The following is an 18937-nucleotide window of genomic DNA, read 5'->3' on the forward strand; positions in this document are numbered from 1 at the left end:
ATGTTTCTACTTCTTTCCGCTTTTATCGAGGCACTGCCATGAGCAACGACCTGCTGAGCATCCCTTGCACCACCATCAAGGGTGAGCAAAAGACCTTGGCCGATTTCGCCGGCAAGGCCGTGCTGGTGGTCAACACTGCCAGCAAGTGCGGCTTCACCCCTCAGTACAAGGGGCTGGAACAGCTCTGGCAGCAGTACAAAGACCAGGGCCTGGTGGTGCTGGGCTTTCCCTGCAATCAGTTCGGCAAGCAGGAGCCCGGTGACGAAGGCGCTATCTCAACGTTCTGTGAGCTGAATTTCGGTGTCAGCTTTCCGTTGTTCAAGAAGATCGACGTCAATGGCAGCGATGCCCATCCACTGTTCGTGCAATTGAAAAAACAGGCGCCGGGCCTGTTGGGGTCCAAGGGCATCAAGTGGAACTTCACCAAGTTCCTCATCGGCCGTGACGGCCAGGTGGTCAAGCGCTTCGGCCCTACCACCAAGCCAAAAGACCTTACCCAAGAGATCGAAGCCCTGCTCAAATGACCGACTTGCCCGCCGTGTCCCTGGCACTGGATAACCAGCTGTGTTTCAAACTCTACGCCGCCTCACGGGCCGTGACCCGCGCTTATAAGCCGATGCTCGACCAGTTGGGCCTGACTTATCCGCAATACCTGGCGATGCTGGTGTTATGGGAATGGCACGACGCAGCCCCTGAGCAGCCGACGGTCAAAGCTCTGGGCGAACGCCTGATGCTCGACTCGGGCACGCTGACACCCTTGCTCAAACGGCTGGAGCAGATTTCACTGGTGCGGCGCCGGCGCAGTGCCCAGGATGAACGGGAGGTGCATCTGAGCTTGAGTGACACCGGCGTGGAACTGCGTGATCAGGCTCTCGTTCTGAAGACTCGGCTGTTGTGCGACAGCGGGGTTGATCTGAATCAGGCAGACACCTTGCGCGATGGCCTGGATCAGTTATTGGCGCAGATCAGAGCGCTGTCGTCCGAGGCACCCACAGGTCCAGCAGCGCATTGAGTTCTTCGCGGCGGAACGGTTTAGCCAGATAGTCATTCATCCCCGCCGCACGGCAGCGCTCTCGTTCTTCGGGCATGGCGTTGGCAGTCAGCGCGACAATCGGCAGGTCTGGCCAGCGCCCGCTGCGGCGAATCTGCCGGCTGGCCTCGTAGCCATCCATCACCGGCATGTTGCAGTCCATCAGCACCATATCGAAGCGTTGTTCTTCAAGAAACTTTAGTGCTTCACCACCGTGGGCGGCCACTATCACTTCGCAGCCCAGCTTGCTGAGCATGCCCTTGGCCACCAGTTGGTTTACCGGATTGTCCTCCACCAGGAGTATGCAGCCGCGATGCGCGAGTGGGGCGGCATCCAGTTGGATGGGGTCAAGAACCAGGTGCATGTCGGTGCGTAAATTGCGCTGAAGAATCTGGTACAGCGCGTTGCGGCTCAAGGGGCGTGCTTGCTGGTGCAAAGGCGCCAACGCCGCGACCTCTTCGTTGGGCATGAAATTGCCATAGGCCGTCACCAGCAGGATGGGCGCGGTAATGCCCGGTCGTATACGGAACAGACATTCAGGGCAGTCGGTAATCAGCAAGTCAGGCGTTTGCCCGCTCAAGTCGTCATCCATGGTGAAACATTGGGGGGTAAGGCCCCAACTGGGCAGCAGGGTCGTGAGCAACTCGGTCAGGCCACCGCCGATGTTGGTGATGGCAACGACCTTGCCTGTGAGAGGCGGTGGCTGCACGGCGGGCAAGTGGGTAGGTAATGGCAGTTGCGCACAGAACTGGCTGCCAAAGCCTACCTCTGAACTGATACTCAACCGTCCCTTCATGGCTTCACACAGATTGTTAGTCAACGCCAGACCCAGCCCTGTCCCGCCAAACTGACGAGTGATCCCGGCGCCGGCCTGGGTGAACGGCTGGAATATTTTCACTTGCGCTTCCTGCGCAATGCCGATGCCGGTATCGCAGACCTCAATGCTCACGCCGCCGTCGTAAGTGCGCAGGCGCACATCAACTCGACCGAATCGCGTGAACTTCAGAGCGTTGGACAGTAAGTTGCTGACGATCTGACGTACACGGGTCGGGTCACCTAGCACTTGGGCCGGGAACTGCGGGTCGATCAAACACGTCAGTTCCACGCTCGGTGCGGCATTCTGCGACAAGAGGTTGGCGGTATCTTCAATAAGTGCACCAAGGTCGAACGGGATGCGCTCCAGCTCCAACTGACCAGCGTCGAATTTGGACAGGTCGAGAATGTCGTTGAGCAACTCCACCAGCACTTTGCCGGAGTCATGGGCGATAGACAGTTGCTGGCGCTGCTCAGCATTCAACGCGCTGTCCAGCGACAGCGCGATCATGCCCAGCAGGCCGTTGAGCGGGGTGCGGATTTCGTGGCTCATGTTCGCCAGGAAGGCTGCCCGAGCCTGAGCCATGCCTATTGCATTCATCTTCGCCGTTTCGAGCTCATCGTTGGACTGGGTCAGTCGCTGGTTGCTAGCCTTGAGTTCAAGTGTGCGGGCGGAGACGATATCTTCCAGTTGCCCCAGGTATTCCGTCAGTCGGTCTTCGGCGTGGCGGCGCTGCTGGATTTCGGTTTCCATATTTTCAAATTGCTGGTTGGCGACGTTCACCAGTACGCCGATTTCGTCATTTTCATGCCCGGGCGGACAGTCCAGGTGGGCCTGCTTGCGAGTGCTCAACTCACGAATGATGCGCACCAGCGGCTGGGTCAGCATCACGTAGAACAGACCCAGCAAAATCCCGGTCAGTAATAGGCTGCGTACGAATCCGTTGAGCAGGGTGATCTCGGCGCGGTGTAGGAACCGGCTGCCGAAGGCGTAGGTGTCTACATCCAGACGCAGTACACCCAGTGGGTCGTTGGGCATATGGCTCAGGAACAGTTGGTCTTCGAACTGGCGGTTGGCGCCAAACATGAAGTCACTGATAGGCCGGTAGGTGCTTTCTCTACGTGGCCGGTCGACATCGGCGAGCACCACGCCATTGTTGTCGATCAACTGCGCACGAATGATGGCAGGGGAGTGCAACAGTCCGAGGGTCAGTTCCTGGGCCAATTCAGCATCAATGTTGTAAGCAATACGTGATGCTGGGTTATGGCTGATTTCGATCAGTGAGCGTATTTCACGGTTGATGGATGCGTCTTCGCTGGCATAATCAATGCCGATTTGGATCAGGCTGAGCAAGGTTCCCAAGACGAAACCGACCAGCACAGTCAATCTGGCTTGTTTATAAGACAAGCGGTGGGCGAACTTGATATCCATCGAGTGTTGAACCACTTCACGTTTCCCTTCGCCCGGCAAGCATAGCTGAACATCCACAGGCTTAGGCTTGCCCGGCATGAACCGTTTTTTACGCAGCCCCAAGCGGTCTGTCGCAGGGTTGCCAATACGCCATCTTTTACAAAAACTTGCCAGAGGAATAATCGTGGATTCTCGATTGAATGCCTTTCTGGAGCGAGCCGATGCAGTGCTCGCTCGCCTGGAGCCCTTGTTGCCCGCGCCACGCCAAGCCATCGACTGGAGCCACTGTCTGGCCGCCCGCTGGCAGCGCGAAGGCCGCAGCGGTTTTCTGTTGCCACTGGACGTAAGCCTGGACATGCGTCTTTCCGACCTGATCGGTGTAGACAAGCAGCGTGAAACATTGGCGCGTAACACCCAGCAGTTTCTTGATGGACTGCCCGCCAACCATGCGTTGCTGTGGGGCTCGCGCGGCACCGGTAAATCGTCCATGGTGCGCGCGTTGCTCGCTCATCACGCGAAGGCCGGTTTGCGCCTGATCGAAATCGAGCGTGACCACCTGGCGGATTTGCCCCGTGTGGTTGAGCAACTGCTCAAGCTGCCGCAGCGTTTCATCCTGTTTTGTGATGACCTTTCGTTCGAAGCCGGCGAGGGCGACTACCGTGTGCTCAAGAGCGTGCTGGATGGTTCCTTGGAACAGGCGCCTGAAAACGTGCTGCTGTACGCGACGTCCAACCGCCGTCACCTTGTGCCGGAAAATCAGAGTGACAACGACAACTGGAAGAGGGTGGATGGGGAACTGCACCCAAGCGAGGCCGTGGAAGACAAGATTGCCTTGTCAGACCGTTTTGGCTTGTGGCTGTCCTTCTACCCGTTCACCCAAGAGCATTTCCTGGATGTGGTCGAGCACTGGATCGGTGAGCTAGCGAGCAAGGCCGGTTTGCAATGGCAGCGCGACGAAGCCCTCGACATTCTCGCGGTGCGCTGGGCGACCGGGCGCGGTAACCGCAACGGCCGCTGCGCGTATCAATTTGCCCGTTACTGGGTGGGTCTCAAATTACTGGAGCGTCAACCATGATCGATTTACAACAAGCCGGCACTGGTCTCGGTGGCTACGCCCTACTGTGTGCCCAATTGGAGTCGCTGCTGGCTGATGAGCGCGATTTCATCGCCAACAGCGCGCAGTTTTCCGCTTTCCTCTTTAGCCAGCTGGATGACTTGAATTGGGCCGGCTTTTACCTCAATCGCAATGAAGAACTGGTGCTTGGCCCCTTCCAGGGGCAGATCGCCTGTGTGCGTATTCCGTTTGGCCGAGGGGTCTGCGGCGCTGCTGCAGCGTCGCAGCAGACCCAGCGAGTAGAGGATGTGCATGCATTCCCGGGACATATCGCCTGTGACAGCGCGTCTAACAGTGAGCTGGTCGTGCCCCTGCTCAAGGACGGTAAGTTGATCGGCGTCCTCGACCTCGATAGCCCGTCGTTGGCCCGCTTTACCCCTCAGGATCAGGCCGGAATCGAACAGTTGGCGGCAATTTTCCTCCGCTTGACCGACTGCTGATCAAGTGAGGGGCGCAACCCGCCCCTTATTGGCCATCCAGTCTTTGAAGCCGCTCTTGCAGCATCCTTTCGAGTTCCAACATCAGCTTTTCCAATGACTTCACGCCTATTTCGATCAAGGGCCTGTCATCACCACGGGCACAGGCCTGTTCGAGGGCTTCGCACCGCGAGGCCAGCGTACTGGCCTGGACAATTCTAGCCGCGCCCTTGATCTTGTGAGCCTGTTCGATGATGTCCTGGGGCGATGCCTGCGCAACCATCAGTGCGACAAGTTCCTGGCGATCCTGACGACTGCTGCTCAGCAACTCCTCTAGCAGCAGACGACTCATCTGCGGATCGCCACCGGTAAGGGCCTCGAAGTTGCCAATGTCCTGGATCAGGCCGGTGGGTTGAGGACTGATTTTCGCCAGTTGCTGCTCCAGCGCCGTGAGATTGATAGGTTTGAACAGGCAGTCATTCATGCCCGCCTGCGCGCAGCGTTTTTTCTCTTCTGGCTGGGCATTGGCGGTAAAGCCCAGTACCACACAAGGGGTTAGATTCTCGCGTTGCTCGTATTCACGGATTGAGCAGCTCAGCTCGTAACCATTCATGATCGGCATATTGCAGTCGGCGATTACCAAGTCGAAGTGCTCCTGGCGCCAAGCCTGGAAGCCCGCCGCGCCGTTCTGGGCTGCGGTGAACTGGTGGCCCAGGTAGCCGAGTTGCTGGCACATCAACAGGCGATTCGCCGGGTGATCATCAACCACCAGTACATTGAGCACAGACACGCTGGCAGGTGTTGTTGGCTTGAGTTCGTCGACTACCGGCAGTGCCTGCAGGCGATTCATCTTCAGGCTCACATGCACCTGCGTGCCGACCATAGGCACGCTGCTCAGGCTTAGTTGCCCACCCATCATCGCGCACAGGCTGCGACAGATCACCAGCCCCAGGCCCGCACCGCTCCTGGCCAGATGTCCCGAATTGTCCGCCTGGGCAAAGGGTTCGAACAGACGCGTTTGATCGTCCCGGCTGATGCCGATGCCGGTGTCTTCCACCACCAGCTTCATCTCGATCTGCTGCGCCAATTCAGTGTTGGATACATGCACCTTGATTTTTACTTGGCCACGTTCAGTGAATTTGATCGCATTGCTGATCAAGTTGGACAGCACCTGCTTGAAGCGCAGGGGGTCAATCAGGACTTCGGTATCTTCTAGGTCTGGCGTGAATTCCAGCAACAGGCTAAGGCTCTTCTGGCGTGCCAGGCCGTCGAATACACGCACTACCGATTCGATCACCTCCCTCAGGTTGACGCGTTCGGGCGCCAGGCTGAGGCGACCGGACTCAATACGTGCGATGTCCAGGATGTCGCCGATTAGCTCCAGCAGATCCTTGGCCGAGTTGTAGGCCACTTCGATGGCCGGCCGATCAAGGTGGCCCTGGTCTGCCCGCTTGAGGGTCAGCTCCAGCATGCCAATCACCGCGTTCATAGGCGTACGGATTTCATGGCTCATGGTGGCGAGGAACGTGCTTTTGGCGCGATTGGCTTCGTCAGCTCGCTCCTTGGCGGTGCGAAGTTCGTCGAACAGCTGACGTCGCTCGCTGATGTCGATCCAGCCACCGATGATGCCCTGAACTTCACCGACGGAATCGCGGTAGGGAAGGATCCAGTGGTAGATCGTCAGTTTCTGTCCACGAATATGCAGGGTGCGGTCCACGATCATTGGCCTGCCTTCGGCCACCACACGTTGATAGTCGGCATGATATTGCGCCGCTTCTGCCGCGAGAGCTGTACTGATCTGAACTGCGCTTTTACCGATCACGTCTTCGCGCTTGACGTCGAACACCTGCAGGTAACTATCGTTGCAGGTCTGCAACAGTCCCTTGTTATCACGCACGTAGATCGGATGCGGGGTTTCATTGACCAGTGCACGCATGAACTCGAACTGGTCATTGAGGGCGCGCTCGGCCATTTTCCGGTGCCTGATTTGGCGGCGCATGTAAGCGTTCCAACTCAGTGAAATCAGCAACAACAACCCGGTGCCGATGATGATGCGCGCAATCAGTTGGTGATAGTCACGCCAGTAGCTGTCGGAGGCGGCGGTATAGCCGCGCCAACGGCTATTGATCACACCCAACTCGTCAGGGGCGACGCTGAGCAAGGCCTTGTCGAGGATCGAACTAAGTTCGGTGGCGCTGCGTGATGTTGCCAATCCAAAGGTGGCGGGCATTGTGCCAATGCTGAAGCTGATTTGAATCTTGTCTTGGAACATCTGCGAGGTCAGGAAGTAGTTGGCGACTACCAGAGTATTCACGGCCCCCTCAACATTGCCTTGTACGAGGAGTTCGGCTGATTTGAAGGTGTCACCCGTTTCTACTAATTGAATCTTTGGGAACTGCTCAATCAGGAGTTTCTTCAGTGGGCTGCCTTGAGTAATCGCCAGTCGTTTGCCCGACATTTCCTCCAGGCTTGTAGGTGCCTGGCCGTCCTTACGCGTCAACATTACGTAGGAGTTTTCCAGGTAGGGGCGACTGAAGTTCAGTTGGGCTTCCCGCTCGACGCTGGGGGCGATAGCGCCAATGATGTCTGCTTTGCCGGCCTCGACCTGTTCGATCATCGTGTCCACATCACGCGCGCGCTGGATGTCGAAGCGCAACCCGGTGCGCAGGCGAATCAGTTCCAGGAGGTCAGCGGTGATTCCGCGAAAGTTGCCATCGTTGTCGAAGAACGTCAGCGGCGCAAAGGTGGGGTTCACGATCACCTTGACCACCGGGTTATCCTTTAGCCAACGTTCTTCACGCAGGGTCAATTGCAACTTTTGGTCGGTCAGCAGAATGTCACTGCCGGCACTCCAGCGCTTGGCGATCGCCTCCCGTTCGGTGGTCGGCACGGCCTTCAGTGCCGCGTCGACGATGCTCAACAGTGTTTGCTGGTCCTGGAGCATTGCGAAGCTGAACCCATAGGCTTCATGTTTGCCGAAGTTGGCCATGCGGATGTTTTTCAGGTAGCCCTTGTTGATCATGTAGTGGGTGGAAATGGTATCGCCGAGAAAGACGTCTGCCTGGTCGAAAGCCACTGCATTCAAAGCGTTTTGGTAAGAGGGGTAGGCGCGGATGACGGCTTTGGGGTACAGCTTTTCCACCTCTGCCAGTGGTAGATAGTGGTAGACCAGTGCCAGGCGCATCCCGGCCAACCCCTCGCTCAGACTGCGGGTTTCGCCTTCGCGGGTCACCAGGACGGGTCGATCCACGGCATAGGGCTCCGACAGGATCAGGTTAGGTTTTGCCGCTTCAAAGCTGTTGGAAGAGCCCAGTAAGTCGATATCCCCTGCTTCGAGGGCACGAATGGCGGCTTCTCGGGAGGAGTAGCGCATTACTTTCACCGGCAAGGCCAGTGCCATGGCCAGCAAGCCAGCGTAATCAGCGGTGAGTCCCTCGTAGTCGCGCCCGCTGGAGGTGAGGTCAAAAGGTGGGTAGTCAGGGAACGCAGTGCCCAGCACCAGTTCGCGTTTGTTCTGGAGCCATTGGCGCTGGCCCTTGTCCAAGTGGGTTTCCAGCTGTACGGAGCTTGCTCGACTCAATAGGTTGAAATGTTCCGTGCTCGCTGGAGGTGTCGCAGGCACAGCGGTGCTGAAGCACAAGCCGGCACTCAATATAATCAAATAGTCCTTTATACGCCTGGGCATCCGGTTTCTCACACTAGCGCGTTTCGTTTTGCCAACTCGATAAGTTCTACCAAGGACTTGGCTTGAAGTTTTTGCATCAGCCTCTTTTTATATGTGCTTACGGTTTTGTTACTCAGGAACATGCCTTTTGCGATTTCCTTGTTGGTTCGGCCTTGTGCAAAAAGTTGCAATACCATCAACTCTCTATCATTAACGGCCTTGAACAGTTCAAGTTCCTTGCAGCTCTCATCGTTGGCGTTCAAGGCCTGGCTGGGGAAATAGTTGTAGCCGGACAGTACGGCACGGATGGCGCTCATCAGTTCACTCAGATCGCCTTCCTTGCATACATAACCATCGGCCCCCGAACGCATGCAGCGTGTGGCAAAGAGAGTGGGGGATTGAGCCGTTAAAACCAGGGTTTTCATCGAAGCGCTCATGGCGTTGAATCGGCAAAGTACTTCGAGTCCATCGAGTTTAGGAATGCTGATGTCCAGGATGATGAGGTCCGGCATGCATTCGCGGACCATTTGTATCGCGTCGCATCCATTATCCGTTTCGCCGACTACTTTGAAGTTTTCCTCGTGCTCCAACAACATGCGTATGGCCAGTCTTATAACGGGGTGGTCATCAATAATAAAAACTGTGTTCATGATCATATTCCATGCAAGTGCAAATAAAGCGGGCACATTAGCTCAGAAGGTGAGGGGTAAGCATGAACTTGAGGGGGTGCAGGTATAAAACAGGAAAGTTCCTACATTAAAAAAGGTAAAGCCCTACCGGGCGTGAAGGCGTCGCGAGACGAGCGGCCAGGGTTTCCCAAAGGGATGGGTTAGCGTGTGATTGCAAGGAGTTTGCGACACTTATACGTAAACTTTTCGACGGCCTAGTTTGTTTAAGTTCCTACACTTATAGCGTGAGTAATATATGGATCAAGCCTGCAAGTTCATCTTTATTCAACGGCTTTTGCAAATAGCCGAGCAATGGCAGGTTACGTTCAAGGGCTTGGTTATGCAGCGCTGACAGTTCTGCCTCGGGAAGCCCGCTGAGCAAGATGGCGGCCTTTATAAAGCATTGGCGACTGGCGATTTCAATCAACTCGAGCCCGGGCAGGTCGGGCAGACACTGGTCGCACAGGAGGATGTCGAAGGGCGCTTGGGCCTGCGTCATCAAACGGATTGCCTGTCCGGCGTTTTCCGCCGGGGTCAGTTGCTCAAAACCAAAGCTCTTGAGCAGGCACTGGGTGGCGAGCAGTTGAAAGGGATGGTCCTCCACCAACAGGATTCGAAGGGGGTAATTGGGCATAGAGGGCACACGGTGAGTGAAGCGTCGATGGAGGGCATGTAGGAACTGTTCGCCAGATTTGCCCGGAGCGTGAGCGATTATTCCTCGGGAGTTTGTGCGAATTCGATCAGGCCGCTCTGTTCCCGTCGTAGGGCGATTCTCTTCAGGGAACAGGCAACTTGATAAATGACGTTACTGAGGGCTCGAACGCCCGGTCATTTCCCGCGCCATCTCGGTGGCATAGCTGTCGGTCATGCCAGCGATAAAGTCGATCATGCGCAGGAACGAGGCGTGCAACGGCCAAGCCGGGTTCGGTGCATTGTTACCCAGCAGGTCGAGAATACGCCGGTTCTTGAAGGAGGGCGTTCGTCCGCCATGCTGCTCCAGTGCCGCGCCGCAAAAAGCGTTCAGCAGTATTTCCAACGTGGTATAGGCGCCAATTTCATGCAAGGTCTTGCGTTTGTCCTGGAAGATTTTCTTGCGTGCCATGTCTTTGGCATCCAGCACGCAGCGTTTGGCCGGCCCGTGCATATGCTCCACCAAGTCGCCGGGCAGGGTGCCGGCCAGCAAGGCATCCTGCTGTTCGACGAAGGCTCGCGCCGCCGCGTTGGTCAAATGCTCGATGGCTTTGCCGCGCAGGATCGCCAGCTTGCGTCTGCGCGAGTCCTGAGATCCCAATTGCCGATAGGTCTGCGGCAGGTCGTCGCCTACCAGGTCGAGCAGCAGCGACTCGACTTCGGCGTATTCCAGCAACTCCATTTCCAGGCCGTCTTCCAGGTCGATCAGGGCATAGCAGATGTCATCTGCGGCTTCCATCAGATAGACCAATGGGTGACGGGCCCAGCGTTGTTCTTCCAGTTGCGGCAGACCGAGCTTGTGGGCGATCTGTTCGAGGATCGGCAGTTCGCTCTGGTAGCAGCCGAACTTGTGTTTCTTGTAGCCCTGGGCGTCGGCGTGGCGAGCGGTCCAGGGGTATTTCAGGTACGTGCCCAGGGTCGCGTAGGTCAGTCGTGTACCGCCGTCGAACTGATGGTATTCGAGCTGGGTCAGTACCCGAAAGCCTTGGGCATTGCCTTCGAAATTGAGGAAGTCGTTGCGCTCGGCGCTGCTCATGTCGTCCAGCCAGCCACGCCCGGCGGCCTGTTGGAACCAGTGCCGGATGGCGTCTTCGCCCGAATGCCCGAACGGCGGGTTGCCGATGTCATGGGCCAGGCAGGCTGATTGCACCACCATGCCCAGATCACTCGGTTCGCACCAGTCGGGCAGTGCACTGCGCAGGGTTTCACCGACGCGCATGCCGAGTGAGCGGCCCACGCAACTGACTTCCAGGGAGTGGGTCAGGCGGGTGTGGATATGGTCGTTGCTGGACACCGGGTGCACCTGGGTCTTGCGGCCCAGGCGGCGAAATGCGCCGGAGAAAATAATGCGGTCATGGTCTTTGTGAAAAGGGCTGCGGCCGAGTTCTTCCGGGCTGTGCAGGGGCTTTCCAAGCCGTTCGCGGGTAAGCAGGGTAGGCCAATCCAAGGCGGGTACTCTCCGTGCGGTGAATGACCCTCCCAGCTTCCCGGTTCCACCTTGGCGGGGCAAGCGAAAATCTACAACCCGGCGGCGTCGATATCAATTAACAGCAAGCGCTGACCGTTATCGAAGAATTGTCCGGCAGTGAGGCAATACTGGTTGGTGGTGGCGTCGCGATACGTCGACGACAAGGTCAGGCGCCGCTCGTCCCAACCTTCGGCCAGCAAGTGATAGAAATACGGGCGCCATGACCAGTTGTGGCCCAGGTAACGGGTGTCGGCCTGCCAGGCGTCCTGGCGCCATTCGAAGTTCGGCGTGAGTTGCGTGCCATGTCGGTCGCACTGATAAAAGCGCAGCAGCCATGGGAAATCCTGCAATTGTGGTAACTGGCTAAGCGGTGCCTGGCCCAGGGCCCAGCTTTGGAGAATTTTCATCAGCTCGGCCAACTGCTGGCGCAGGTCCATGATGCGTCCACGCTCTGCCAGCTTCTGCTGGACGTACGCTGCGCGCAGTTGGGCAAAGCGTGGCACGAAGGCGTCGGTGGCAAACCAATCCAGCTGTGCCTGCGCGAACAGATAGCCCTGTACATAGCGCGAGCCGCATTCCAGGGCAAAGCTCAGTTGTGCTTCAGTTTCCACGCCTTCGGCAATGATCCAACAGCCGGTTTTTTCCGCCATCTGCGCCAGCGCCCGCACGACGTCACTGCTTGGCCCGCCCTTGGCGGCTTCCTGGAAAAGGCGCATGTCCAACTTGAGGATATCCGGCTGCAACGCCAGCACCCGGTCAAGCTGGGAATAGCCGGCACCGAAGTCATCAATGGCAATACGCGCACCGGCCTCGCGATAACGCGCGACCACATTGGCCAAGCGCTGGATATCGCCACCCAGTTCGGTGATCTCGAACACAATGCGCTGCGGGTCAACGCCGTGGGCGTGGATTTGTTTCAAGCTCGGCAGGGCCTGGCCCGGACGCAACCGGTTGATCCAGCGGGGCGAGATGTTCAGGCTCAGAAACCAATCGTCGGGGGCTTCATGCAGGCGGCTCAAGGCATTGTCGCGGATCTGACGGTCGAGGCGTCGCAACGTCGTGCCTGGCGTGCGCGGGTCCGCGAACAACGGGCCCACAGACTGCAAGCTGCCGTCAGCCTGGCGCAGGCGACCCAAGGCCTCGACGCCGGCAATGCGTCCGGTGGCAGTGTCAATAAACGGCTGGAAGCAGGCGAGCGGTTGCCCGTCAATCACAGGACCTCCTTATGAGAGGTAGCGAAAAAAAGAGGCCCGGCCTTCAATGACGAAGGCCGGGCCGATTCTGTTTGCAAGAATGCAGCCAGCAGGGCTCATCCTTTTCGGGAAGTACCTGCCATCGCTAATTTGATCAGCGGGATCAAACCTGCGCCCAGCCGCACCAGCCGGGTCACGCTGCTGATACTGCCGCCCTTGGCACCCTTCCCGGTAAAGAAGCCCATCAGCGTCACCGCCGCCACGCCCCACAGCGGCGCGTGCTTGATGCCCAGGCTGTCCTGCCAGTTGTGGCGCATGTCGCGCACTTTGTGCAGCGGAGCCATCAATTGTTGGGACTCATGACGGATTTCCTGGCGGTGCATTTCCATGCGCAGGCGAATCAGTGCCTTGCGCATTTCTCGACGGGATGTGTTGTGCGGGATCTCAGTCATGCTCATGGCAGCAGGCGCTCCCGATCATTGGCCAGCTCTTCAAGCGTGGCGTGGAAGGGCGTGGACTCATCGAAAACTGCTGCTTTCAAGCGCACCCCGCAGAACGCGGCGGCCAGGCTGTAGAACAAGCAGAGGCAGATGATCCCGGTGAGACGGTAGCCAGTGTCCCATACCAGGATCATCACCAGCGTCGACAACCCGACCAGCAACAACAGGGCAAACACCAAGGCCAAGCCGGCAAACAGCAGCAGGCTGACGGTGCGTGCTTTCTGCTCCTGCAATTCGATGCCGAACAGTTCGACGTGGCTGTGCAGCAAGCCTAGAACGGCCGCGCCCAGGCGTCTTGAGGTAGAACTTGCGCCCGTGGCCGAGCCGCTTTCGCCGATAGACATAATGTTAGCGCCTTGTAGCCAATAGGCCGATCAGAAAGCCCACGCCAGCGGCAATACCCACCGACTGCCAGGGGTTGGCCTGTACATAGTCTTCAGTAGCGGTGACCGCAGCTTGGCCGCGCTCGCGCAGGGAGTCTTCGGTCAGTTGCAGGGTTTCACGGGCCTTGAGCAAGCTTTCATGAATCTTGCTGCGCAGCTCGTCTGCCTGATCACCCGCCAGGATCGCGGTGTCATCCAGTAGCTTTTCGGTATCACTGACCAGGGTTTGAAAATCCGCCATCAGTATCTCTTGGGCTGTCTGTGCTGTTTTTCTGGCCATGGTTATCTCCGTGATTGGCTGATCGGTACGTGTGGTTTCGAGTCACCGGCGTCGGTGAAGGTTCACTGCAATTGCGTGGTACAGCTTTTGCTTTGCCTTGGTGCGCATGCACGGGTGCCTGCGCTGAATCTGGGCGGTAAGGCCTCAAGCCATCAAAAACCTTACCTTAAATAACTGAAACTCGCGGAAAAACCCTGTCGGCAACAGCCTGTTGTGTTGATCGCTGCGCTAAAGCGGTTCACGCCCTGTGAAGAGGGGCGGTACCGGCGGTGCCAATTTAGTGCGCGCAACCGTGGCTTGAACCGCTTTGGTGCTTTTTGCCTTTAATGCAGGCCTGCCAACCTTCATGGAAAATTTGCAAAGTGCGGTGGACACTCTGGTCCACAGTTCAAACACCCTGTTTATCCTGATCGGCGCGGTCATGGTACTGGCGATGCACGCCGGCTTCGCATTCCTGGAAGTCGGCACCGTTCGCCAAAAAAATCAGGTCAACGCGCTGTCGAAGATCCTCAGCGACTTCGCCATCTCTACATTGGCCTATTTCTTTATAGGCTATTGGATCTCCTACGGCGTGAGCTTCATGCAACCGGCGGCAGTGATCAGCGCGGACCATGGCTATGGCTTGGTGAAATTCTTCTTCCTGCTGACGTTTGCGGCAGCGATCCCCGCGATCATCTCCGGCGGCATTGCCGAGCGCGCGAAGTTTGCTCCGCAGTTGTGCGCTACTGCGTTGATCGTGGCGTTTATCTACCCGTTTTTCGAAGGCATGGTCTGGAATGGCAATTTCGGCCTGCAAGCCTGGTTGCTCGCCACCTTTGGCGCCAGCTTTCATGACTTCGCCGGTTCTGTCGTGGTGCACGCCATGGGCGGCTGGCTGGCGCTGGCGGCGGTGTTGCTGTTGGGCCCGCGTAACGGACGTTATCGGGAAGGACGCTTGGTCGCCTTTGCGCCATCGAGCATTCCGTTTCTGGCGCTGGGTTCGTGGATTCTCATCGTCGGCTGGTTCGGCTTTAACGTGATGAGCGCGCAAACCCTCAACGGCGTCAGTGGCCTGGTGGCGGTTAACTCGTTGATGGCGATGGTAGGCGGCACTGTTGCTGCGCTGGTGATCGGCCGTAACGACCCAGGCTTCCTGCATAACGGCCCGCTCGCCGGGCTGGTGGCGATCTGCGCCGGTTCCGACCTGATGCATCCGGTAGGCGCGCTGGTCACCGGTGTGGTCGCCGGTGGGCTGTTTGTCTGGTGCTTTATCGCCGCCCAGGATCGCTGGAAGATCGATGACGTGCTGGGCGTGTGGCCATTGCATGGCCTGTGCGGTGTGTGGGGTGGGGTTGCCTGCGGCATCTTTGGCCAGACCGCGCTGGGCGGCCTGGGTGGCGTGAGCCTGGTCAGCCAGTTGATCGGCACCGGCCTCGGCGTGGCAGTCGCGTTCGGCGGCGGCCTGTTGGTGTATGGGGTGATCAAACGCGTCGGTGGCCTGCGCCTGAGTCAGGAGCAGGAGTACTACGGCGCGGACCTGTCGATCCACAAGATCGGCGCGGTCAGTCAGGATTGATCGTCGCTGTTCGGCGGCGTGAAAGAGCCGTGCAGCAGGCGATAGCGGTTGTGTCGCACTTCATCGACCCGCGCCTGTACCTGGTGGTCCGGAAGGCCCAGCAGGATCAAGGCGTGGGAGGCGAGCATCAGGCTCGACTCCAATAGTTCGGGCACCACTTCGCTGGCGCCCGCAGCTTTCAGTTCGGCCCACTGGCTGTCATCGCGAGTGCGCACCAGAATCGGCACCTCAGGGTTGATACGGCGCGCCTCTTTCAACACCACCAGGGCGACATCGCTGTTGTCCACGGCAATTACCACCAACCGCGCGCGTTCCAGGCCCACCGCACTGAGCAGGGCGCCGCGACGGCAGTCGCCGTAATGCACGCTGCTGTCCTCGGTGGCGGCTTCCTGTACCCGTTCCGGGTCGTCATCCAGGGCGATAAAGGCTTGTTGTTCCCGCCGCAGAAAGCGCCCGATGGACTGCCCGACACGGCCGTAGCCACAGATCACTGCATGGCCGCGTAACTCAGCATTGAGCGCGGTGATTTCCTCCAGTTGCACTTGCTGGTTGGGTTTGCGGTGCAGGCGCAGGGCAATCGCCGGGGCGGCGCGCAACAGCAGTGGCGTCAGCAGCATCGAGCAGAACGTGGCGGCGAGCAGCAAGCCATTGAATTCATCCGGGATCAGCCGGCTTTGCTGCATTTGCGCCATCAACGCAAAACAGAACTCACCGCCCTGGGCGAGGGCCAAGCCGCTGCGCCAGGCGGTTTCGCTGTCGCTGCCCCGCAACTTGACCAGCACCGCTACCACGCACCCCTTGATCAGCATCAGCGCGAGGGTCAGGCCGAGGATCAGCAGACTGTGGCTGATGAACAATTGCAGGTCGATCAACATGCCGATACTGACGAAAAACAGCCCCAGCAGGATGTCGCGAAACGGTCGGATATCCGCTTCGATCTGATGGCGGTAATGGCTTTCGCCCAGCAGCATGCCGGCCAGGAAGGCGCCGAGGGCCGGCGATAGACCCAGCAAATGGGTGAGCCAGGCGGTCAGCAACACGATCACCAGTGCAAGCAACACAAACAGCTCCGCCGAGTGGGACGCGGCGACTTCATGGAACAGGCGCGGCAACAACCAGCGACTGGCCAGCAGCAGGCCAACAAACAGCAACACGGTTTTACCCAGGGTCAGCGGCAGCGCCCAGTACCAGGCTTGATCGCTGCTGCCGGCAAACACGGGCACCAAGGTCAGTAGCAATACGGCTACCACGTCCTGGAACAGCAGCACGCCAATCGCGTTCTGGCCATGGCTGCTGAAGATTTCTCCGAGGCTGGTCAGCTCTTTGCTGACGATGGCCGTGGATGACAATGCCAAGCCCGCACCCAGCAGCAACGCGATGCCGGGCGCCACACCAAAGGCCATCAACAAGCCTCCAAGCAGCGCACTGCACCCCAGCACCTGCAAACTGCCCAGGCCAAACACCACGCGGCGCAGGGCGAGCATCTTTGTCAGGGAGAACTCCAGGCCCAGGGAAAACAACAGGAACACCACGCCAAGCTCGGCGAGGTCGGGCAGCTCTTCGCTGTCATTCACCCAGTCCAGCGCTGTAGGTCCCACGGCGAGGCCCACACACAGGTAGCCCAGAACGGGCGGCAGTTGCAGTCGGCGAAACAGCGCAATCACCACAAGGGATGAGGCCAAAATGATCAGCAGGTTGGCGAACACGAGCATCTCCGTTGCAGGGTGAGCGGGCAAAAAGCCGCGAGAATCGCTGAATCAGTTATACGTCATGCTGATCTGTGTCAGGGTTTATCGGCTCGCCACGGGTCTTACGCAAGCCTAGAATGTTGATCTGTTTTCTGATCAGGTCCTTTCGCCATGCTTCCTGAATGCCAGTTGTTCGGCACCCTGGGTTGCCATCTTTGTGAGATTGCCGAAGCCGAAATCATGCCGCTCGTCGAACACGGGCTGTTGGTGGAGCTGGTTGACATCACCGATCCCCAAGATCTCACCGACCTCTATGGGCTGCGGATTCCGGTGCTTCGACGGGTGGATACCGGCGCCGAATTGGACTGGCCCTTTGACGCTGAACAGGTCGTTGCCTTCCTGCGTTGACGTTTATGCGATGGCGGGTTTCCAATTATTACGTTACTGTATGTTTGTACAGCGATTGAATAGAGGGAACGCCCGTGGTGAATGTTGAACAACTGAAAAGCAGCGTCAATCGCATGTCCGCCGACGTCGTGCGCGACGCGGTGAACGAGCTGCGCCTCGATGGCTTGGTCACGGAAGGCAAGACGCCCTTTAACAAAGTGCATTTCAATACCTGCTTCGCGGAGATCGAAGCGTTGTTCCAGCGCGCCGGTTACCACAAGCAACTGGATGTGGTGGGTTATCAGGGCTTGCTCTACGCCTTGTACGATCCCGGTCGCTGGGAAGCGGTGGATGTGCTGCGTTGGCTCAAGGAATTCACCGAAGCGGCCAGTGCGTCGCCGATCCTGCGCACGCAATTAGCCAAAGCCTGAGATCCGCCCTAGGCTCAATCCCGCGTCGTGCGGGATAATGCCCATCGGTTTTTTCAAGGCTTCGAGCATCGGCATGTCCACTTCCGGTTTTTCCGCGTCCCAACACCAAGCCAGCACTCTCTACTTGCCGCCAGGCCCTTGGGCGACCGTGCTCGATTGCCTGTGCGAGCACTTCCCGGCGATAAGCCGTGAGCACTGGCTGGACCGCATCGCCCGCGGACGGGTATTGGATATCAACGGCAGCCCCATCAAGCTGGACCTCGCCTACAAGGAAGGTCTGTGCATTTACTACTTCCGTGAAGTGCCGAACGAAAAGGTGATTCCGGTGCAGGAAACTATCCTGTACGCCGACGAGCACTTGGTGGTCGCGGATAAACCGCATTTCCTGCCCGTGACCCCGGCCGGAGAGTACGTCGAGCAAACCCTGCTGCGCCGCCTGATTCGCCGCCTGGATAATCCGTCGCTGGTACCCCTGCACCGTATCGACCGGCACACCGCCGGGCTGGTGCTGTTCTCCGCCAACCCCGCCAGCCGTTCGGCCTATCAGCAGCTGTTTCCCAAGCGCCAGATCGATAAATTCTACGAAGCCATTGCCCCGGCCTTACCTGGTTTGACGTTCCCGTTGGTGCACAAAAGTCGCCTTGTGGACGGCGAACCCTTCTTCCGCATGCAGGAAGGCGAGGGCGCCAGCAACACCGAAACGGCGGTGGAGGTGCGGGAAAAAAATGGTGATCTATGGCGCTACGCCCTGTTTCCCGTGACCGGTAAGAAGCACCAACTGCGCGTGCACATGACCGCGCTGGGAGCGAGCATCTGCAATGACCCGTTCTACCCGGACGTGCTCAAGGATGCCGTCGACGATTACGCCAACCCGCTCAAGCTGCTGGCCCAGGGCGTACGATTTATCGACCCGGTCACCGGCGAAGAGCGTCGTTTTCGCAGCCAGATCAACCTCGATTGGTAACCCCGGAAACGACAAGGCCCGCGCGAGGCGGGCCTTGTAGGCAAACGCTAAGACTTACAGGTCTTTAACGGTGCGGACCTGATCTTTATTGATACGGGTCTGCTTGCCGTCCAGTTGTTCGAACTCGTAGAAGCCCGAATCCTTATCGAATTTAGGGGTGTCGACGGCCTGGATTTCGCGACCGTCATTCAGGGTGATCACTGTCGGCGAGGCGCAACCGGCGAGGGTGGCGATGCCCAGTGCAAGCATGAGAGCGGCGATGGTCCGTTGAGTCATGGGTTT

Annotated in this window: 19 protein-coding genes; 8 read left to right on the forward strand and 11 right to left on the reverse strand. The window is 58.4% G+C overall.

All coding sequences use genetic code 11. The annotated features are described in order from the left end of the window. Nucleotides 1-38 precede the first annotated feature (38 nt). Nucleotides 39-524: a glutathione peroxidase gene (locus AOA61_RS07615; protein ID WP_032889060.1), complete on the forward strand. Its 486-nt coding sequence runs from the start codon at nucleotides 39-41 to the stop codon at nucleotides 522-524. Next, entirely contained in the window at nucleotides 521-1012 is a 492-nt protein-coding gene (locus AOA61_RS07620) for a MarR family winged helix-turn-helix transcriptional regulator (protein WP_099601466.1), read from the forward strand. The genes AOA61_RS07615 and AOA61_RS07620 overlap by 4 nt, the downstream gene beginning before the upstream one ends. On the opposite strand, the gene AOA61_RS07625 is transcribed toward AOA61_RS07620, so the two are convergent. Continuing rightward, on the reverse strand, nucleotides 966-3275 hold the full coding sequence (locus AOA61_RS07625; RefSeq protein ID WP_099601506.1) for a response regulator: 2310 nt from the start codon (nucleotides 3273-3275) through the stop codon (nucleotides 966-968). The genes AOA61_RS07620 and AOA61_RS07625 overlap by 47 nt on opposite strands. A gap of 163 nt (nucleotides 3276-3438) precedes the next feature. Between AOA61_RS07625 and AOA61_RS07630 the strand changes: the two genes are divergently transcribed. Further along, nucleotides 3439-4329 carry an ATP-binding protein gene (locus tag AOA61_RS07630; RefSeq protein WP_032889064.1) on the forward strand — a complete coding sequence of 297 codons (891 nt, stop codon included), beginning with the start codon at nucleotides 3439-3441 and terminating at the stop codon, nucleotides 4327-4329. Next, the gene (locus tag AOA61_RS07635; RefSeq protein ID WP_032889067.1) at nucleotides 4326-4808 is read left to right on the forward strand and encodes a GAF domain-containing protein; all 483 of its coding nucleotides are present in this window, start codon (nucleotides 4326-4328) and stop codon (nucleotides 4806-4808) included. The genes AOA61_RS07630 and AOA61_RS07635 overlap by 4 nt, the downstream gene beginning before the upstream one ends. A 25-nt stretch (nucleotides 4809-4833) precedes the next feature. Here the strand turns inward: AOA61_RS07635 and AOA61_RS07640 are convergent, their stop codons facing one another. From AOA61_RS07640 to AOA61_RS07675, 8 genes are all read right to left on the reverse strand, one after another. Continuing rightward, nucleotides 4834-8469 (reverse strand): transporter substrate-binding domain-containing protein, encoded by a 3636-nt coding sequence (locus AOA61_RS07640; protein WP_099601467.1) that lies wholly within the window; start codon nucleotides 8467-8469, stop codon nucleotides 4834-4836. Between the two features lie 8 nt (nucleotides 8470-8477). Continuing rightward, nucleotides 8478-9098: a response regulator transcription factor gene (locus AOA61_RS07645; protein ID WP_032889068.1), complete on the reverse strand. Its 621-nt coding sequence runs from the start codon at nucleotides 9096-9098 to the stop codon at nucleotides 8478-8480. A 256-nt stretch (nucleotides 9099-9354) separates the two neighbouring features. After that, entirely contained in the window at nucleotides 9355-9750 is a 396-nt protein-coding gene (locus AOA61_RS07650) for a response regulator (protein ID WP_099601468.1), read from the reverse strand. Nucleotides 9751-9921: 171 nt separating this feature from the next. Further along, nucleotides 9922-11253, reverse strand: a complete 1332-nt coding sequence (locus tag AOA61_RS07655) for a deoxyguanosinetriphosphate triphosphohydrolase (protein ID WP_099601469.1) — start codon at nucleotides 11251-11253, stop codon at nucleotides 9922-9924. 71 nt (nucleotides 11254-11324) lie between these two features. After that, entirely contained in the window at nucleotides 11325-12488 is a 1164-nt protein-coding gene (locus AOA61_RS07660; RefSeq protein WP_099601470.1) for an EAL domain-containing protein, read from the reverse strand. A 95-nt stretch (nucleotides 12489-12583) separates the two neighbouring features. Further along, nucleotides 12584-12925 (reverse strand): hypothetical protein, encoded by a 342-nt coding sequence (locus tag AOA61_RS07665; RefSeq protein WP_032889075.1) that lies wholly within the window; start codon nucleotides 12923-12925, stop codon nucleotides 12584-12586. Further along, nucleotides 12922-13311 (reverse strand): phage holin family protein, encoded by a 390-nt coding sequence (locus AOA61_RS07670; RefSeq protein ID WP_032889077.1) that lies wholly within the window; start codon nucleotides 13309-13311, stop codon nucleotides 12922-12924. The genes AOA61_RS07665 and AOA61_RS07670 overlap by 4 nt, the downstream gene beginning before the upstream one ends. A gap of 4 nt (nucleotides 13312-13315) precedes the next feature. Next, a complete protein-coding gene (locus AOA61_RS07675; RefSeq protein ID WP_032889079.1) occupies nucleotides 13316-13630 on the reverse strand; it encodes a YqjD family protein in 315 nt (104 codons plus the stop codon). 346 nt (nucleotides 13631-13976) lie between these two features. Here AOA61_RS07675 and AOA61_RS07680 point away from each other — a divergent pair, with 346 nt between their 5' ends. Then, nucleotides 13977-15185 carry an ammonium transporter gene (locus tag AOA61_RS07680; RefSeq protein WP_032889301.1) on the forward strand — a complete coding sequence of 403 codons (1209 nt, stop codon included), beginning with the start codon at nucleotides 13977-13979 and terminating at the stop codon, nucleotides 15183-15185. On the opposite strand, the gene AOA61_RS07685 is transcribed toward AOA61_RS07680, so the two are convergent. Further along, nucleotides 15176-16897: a monovalent cation:proton antiporter-2 (CPA2) family protein gene (locus tag AOA61_RS07685; protein WP_032889081.1), complete on the reverse strand. Its 1722-nt coding sequence runs from the start codon at nucleotides 16895-16897 to the stop codon at nucleotides 15176-15178. The two genes, AOA61_RS07680 and AOA61_RS07685, sit on opposite strands and share 10 nt — an antisense overlap. Nucleotides 16898-17044: 147 nt before the next feature. Here AOA61_RS07685 and AOA61_RS07690 point away from each other — a divergent pair, with 147 nt between their 5' ends. From AOA61_RS07690 to AOA61_RS07700, 3 genes are all read left to right on the forward strand, one after another. Continuing rightward, nucleotides 17045-17281: a glutaredoxin family protein gene (locus AOA61_RS07690; protein ID WP_095184236.1), complete on the forward strand. Its 237-nt coding sequence runs from the start codon at nucleotides 17045-17047 to the stop codon at nucleotides 17279-17281. A gap of 74 nt (nucleotides 17282-17355) precedes the next feature. Then, the gene (locus tag AOA61_RS07695; RefSeq protein WP_032889084.1) at nucleotides 17356-17691 is read left to right on the forward strand and encodes a hypothetical protein; all 336 of its coding nucleotides are present in this window, start codon (nucleotides 17356-17358) and stop codon (nucleotides 17689-17691) included. Between the two features lie 73 nt (nucleotides 17692-17764). Continuing rightward, nucleotides 17765-18655, forward strand: a complete 891-nt coding sequence (locus AOA61_RS07700; RefSeq protein WP_099601507.1) for a pseudouridine synthase — start codon at nucleotides 17765-17767, stop codon at nucleotides 18653-18655. Nucleotides 18656-18709: 54 nt separating this feature from the next. On the opposite strand, the gene AOA61_RS07705 is transcribed toward AOA61_RS07700, so the two are convergent. Continuing rightward, nucleotides 18710-18931, reverse strand: a complete 222-nt coding sequence (locus AOA61_RS07705; protein ID WP_032889086.1) for a YgdI/YgdR family lipoprotein — start codon at nucleotides 18929-18931, stop codon at nucleotides 18710-18712. Nucleotides 18932-18937 lie beyond the last annotated feature (6 nt).

The organism is Pseudomonas sp. 2995-1 (assembly GCF_002742505.1).
Classification (GTDB): Bacteria; Pseudomonadota; Gammaproteobacteria; order Pseudomonadales; family Pseudomonadaceae; genus Aquipseudomonas; species Aquipseudomonas sivasensis.

Bases quoted from the DNA above. Each gene is read 5' to 3' on its own strand.
- AOA61_RS07665 (WP_032889075.1), bottom strand. From the start codon at position 12,925: ATGAGCATGACTGAGATCCCGCACAACACATCCCGTCGAGAAATGCGC.
- AOA61_RS07670 (WP_032889077.1), bottom strand. From the start codon at position 13,311: ATGTCTATCGGCGAAAGCGGCTCGGCCACGGGCGCAAGTTCTACCTCA.
- AOA61_RS07675 (WP_032889079.1), bottom strand. From the start codon at position 13,630: ATGGCCAGAAAAACAGCACAGACAGCCCAAGAGATACTGATGGCGGAT.
- AOA61_RS07700 (WP_099601507.1), top strand. From the start codon at position 17,765: ATGTCCACTTCCGGTTTTTCCGCGTCCCAACACCAAGCCAGCACTCTC.
- AOA61_RS07615 (WP_032889060.1), top strand. From the start codon at position 39: ATGAGCAACGACCTGCTGAGCATCCCTTGCACCACCATCAAGGGTGAG.
- AOA61_RS07705 (WP_032889086.1), bottom strand. From the start codon at position 18,931: ATGACTCAACGGACCATCGCCGCTCTCATGCTTGCACTGGGCATCGCC.
- AOA61_RS07625 (WP_099601506.1), bottom strand. From the start codon at position 3,275: ATGGATATCAAGTTCGCCCACCGCTTGTCTTATAAACAAGCCAGATTG.
- AOA61_RS07685 (WP_032889081.1), bottom strand. From the start codon at position 16,897: ATGCTCGTGTTCGCCAACCTGCTGATCATTTTGGCCTCATCCCTTGTG.
- AOA61_RS07680 (WP_032889301.1), top strand. From the start codon at position 13,977: ATGGAAAATTTGCAAAGTGCGGTGGACACTCTGGTCCACAGTTCAAAC.
- AOA61_RS07635 (WP_032889067.1), top strand. From the start codon at position 4,326: ATGATCGATTTACAACAAGCCGGCACTGGTCTCGGTGGCTACGCCCTA.
- AOA61_RS07620 (WP_099601466.1), top strand. From the start codon at position 521: ATGACCGACTTGCCCGCCGTGTCCCTGGCACTGGATAACCAGCTGTGT.
- AOA61_RS07650 (WP_099601468.1), bottom strand. From the start codon at position 9,750: ATGCCCAATTACCCCCTTCGAATCCTGTTGGTGGAGGACCATCCCTTT.
- AOA61_RS07640 (WP_099601467.1), bottom strand. From the start codon at position 8,469: ATGCCCAGGCGTATAAAGGACTATTTGATTATATTGAGTGCCGGCTTG.
- AOA61_RS07690 (WP_095184236.1), top strand. From the start codon at position 17,045: ATGCTTCCTGAATGCCAGTTGTTCGGCACCCTGGGTTGCCATCTTTGT.
- AOA61_RS07645 (WP_032889068.1), bottom strand. From the start codon at position 9,098: ATGAACACAGTTTTTATTATTGATGACCACCCCGTTATAAGACTGGCC.